The 1,576-nt window shown below is 66.1% G+C and carries 3 protein-coding genes; all 3 read left to right on the forward strand.

Annotated features, from left to right (window positions below):
- Window positions 1-461, forward strand: a 461-nt coding sequence (locus ACJH7A_RS30430; protein WP_406803314.1) for an ABC transporter permease, incomplete at its 5' end; no start/stop codon positions are given.
- Window positions 451-1,161 (forward strand): ABC transporter ATP-binding protein, encoded by a 711-nt coding sequence (locus tag ACJH7A_RS30435; protein WP_021078908.1) that lies wholly within the window; start codon window positions 451-453, stop codon window positions 1,159-1,161. The genes ACJH7A_RS30430 and ACJH7A_RS30435, both read left to right, overlap by 11 nt.
- Window positions 1,162-1,202: 41 nt before the next feature.
- Window positions 1,203-1,556, forward strand: coding sequence for a hypothetical protein (locus ACJH7A_RS30440; protein ID WP_406803315.1), 354 nt, complete (start codon window positions 1,203-1,205; stop codon window positions 1,554-1,556).
- The last annotated feature ends 20 nt before the right edge of the window (window positions 1,557-1,576 follow it).

Genomic DNA, 1,576 nt, shown 5'->3' on the forward strand with positions numbered 1-1,576 from the left:
ATTTGCCGGCGCTCGTCGTCATCGTGCTGGCCTATATCTGGGCCGGGCTGACCGAGGTCGCGGCGATCGCGGCCATCGCCATCAACAAGCTGCCGACCGCCGTCGTCACGTTGCGCGAGGGTGCTCGCGCGCTCGATCCTGCGCTCGACGAGATGGCGACGGCGTTCGCCTTGCCGCGCGGCCGCGCGTTCCGGCATGTGATCCTGCCGCAGCTTGCGCCCTATATCGCTGCCGCGGCGCGCTCCGGGCTCTCGCTGGTCTGGAAGATCGTGCTGGTCGCCGAATATCTCGGCCGGCCGAACGGTGTCGGCTTCGAGATCGGCGTCGCCTTCCAGCTGTTCGACATTCCCCTGCTGCTCGCCTACTCGCTGAGCTTTGCCGGTGTCGTGCTGGTCATCGAGACGGTGATGGTGCAGCCGTTTGAAACCAGGCTAACGCGGTGGCGGCTCCGTGCAGCTTGAGGTCAATATCACCGGCAAGAGTTTTGAGAGCGCGGCCGGGAAGCGGCACGACGTGCTCGACAACGTCACCTTCACGTTGAACGCCGGCGAGGTGGGCGTGCTGTTCGGCCCATCGGGCTGCGGCAAGAGCACCCTGCTCCGGATTCTCGCCGGGCTCGACGGCAACTACCGGGGCCATGTCGCGCGCTCGCCGGGCATGCGCCTCGGCATGGTGTTCCAGGAGCCGCGGCTGCTGCCCTGGCGCACGGTCGAGGAGAACGTGCGCCTGGCCGCACCTGGCGCCGACGACGGCAAGCTGTCGGCGCTGTTCGAGGTGCTCGAACTGAGCGCGCATCGCAACCACTTTCCGGGCGAGTTGTCGCTCGGCCTCGCACGCCGCGTCGCGCTTGCCCGCGCCTTCGCCATCGAGCCGGACTTCCTGATCCTCGACGAGCCGCTGGCCTCGCTCGACAATGCCCTCGCGGGCAGGCTGCGCGACCAGGTCGCGACCCTGGTGGCGAGCCGGACGATGATGACGCTCCTTGTCACCCACGATCTCGACGACGCCGTCCGCCTCGGCGACCGCCTGTTCTTCCTGTCGCCGCGGCCCGCCCGAATCCTTCACGTCGAAACCATAGCCGCGCCGCGTGCAATGCGAGGTGAGCCGGAGATCGGCGAGATCAAGCGACGGCTCTCGCAGTTGGACCTTGCAAATATGTGAGACGCCGTCATCCTTGGATGAAAGCTGCAGGGAGAGGTTTGATGTTGCGCGCGTTGATTGCTGTTGGTGTCGCCTTGCTGGTGCTGCCGGCGACCGTGTTCGCCCAAAGCAAGGGCAAAGGCATCCGGCTATGGAATCTGACCAGCGCCACGATTTCGAGCTTCGAGCTGTCGCCGGCCGGCAAGAATGAATGGGGCCCCAACCAGACGCTGAACGACAAGGACAAGGAAGTCGACCACGACGAGCGCCTGCGCATCACCGGCGTCGAGCCCGGCCGTTACGATGCCAAGGTCGGCTACAGCGGCGCCAGGCAGTGCTTCGTCCGCGACATCGAGATCAAGGCCGATGCCGTGTTTTCGGTCTCCGACAAGGACCTGAAGGACTGCAACAAATAGGGGTTAGCCCGCCGGCGGCT

Source organism: Mycobacterium sp. SMC-17 (genome assembly GCF_045310915.1).
Taxonomy (GTDB): domain Bacteria; phylum Actinomycetota; class Actinomycetes; order Mycobacteriales; family Mycobacteriaceae; genus Mycobacterium.

Bases quoted from the DNA above. Each gene is read 5' to 3' on its own strand.
- ACJH7A_RS30440 (WP_406803315.1), top strand. From the start codon at position 1,203: ATGTTGCGCGCGTTGATTGCTGTTGGTGTCGCCTTGCTGGTGCTGCCG.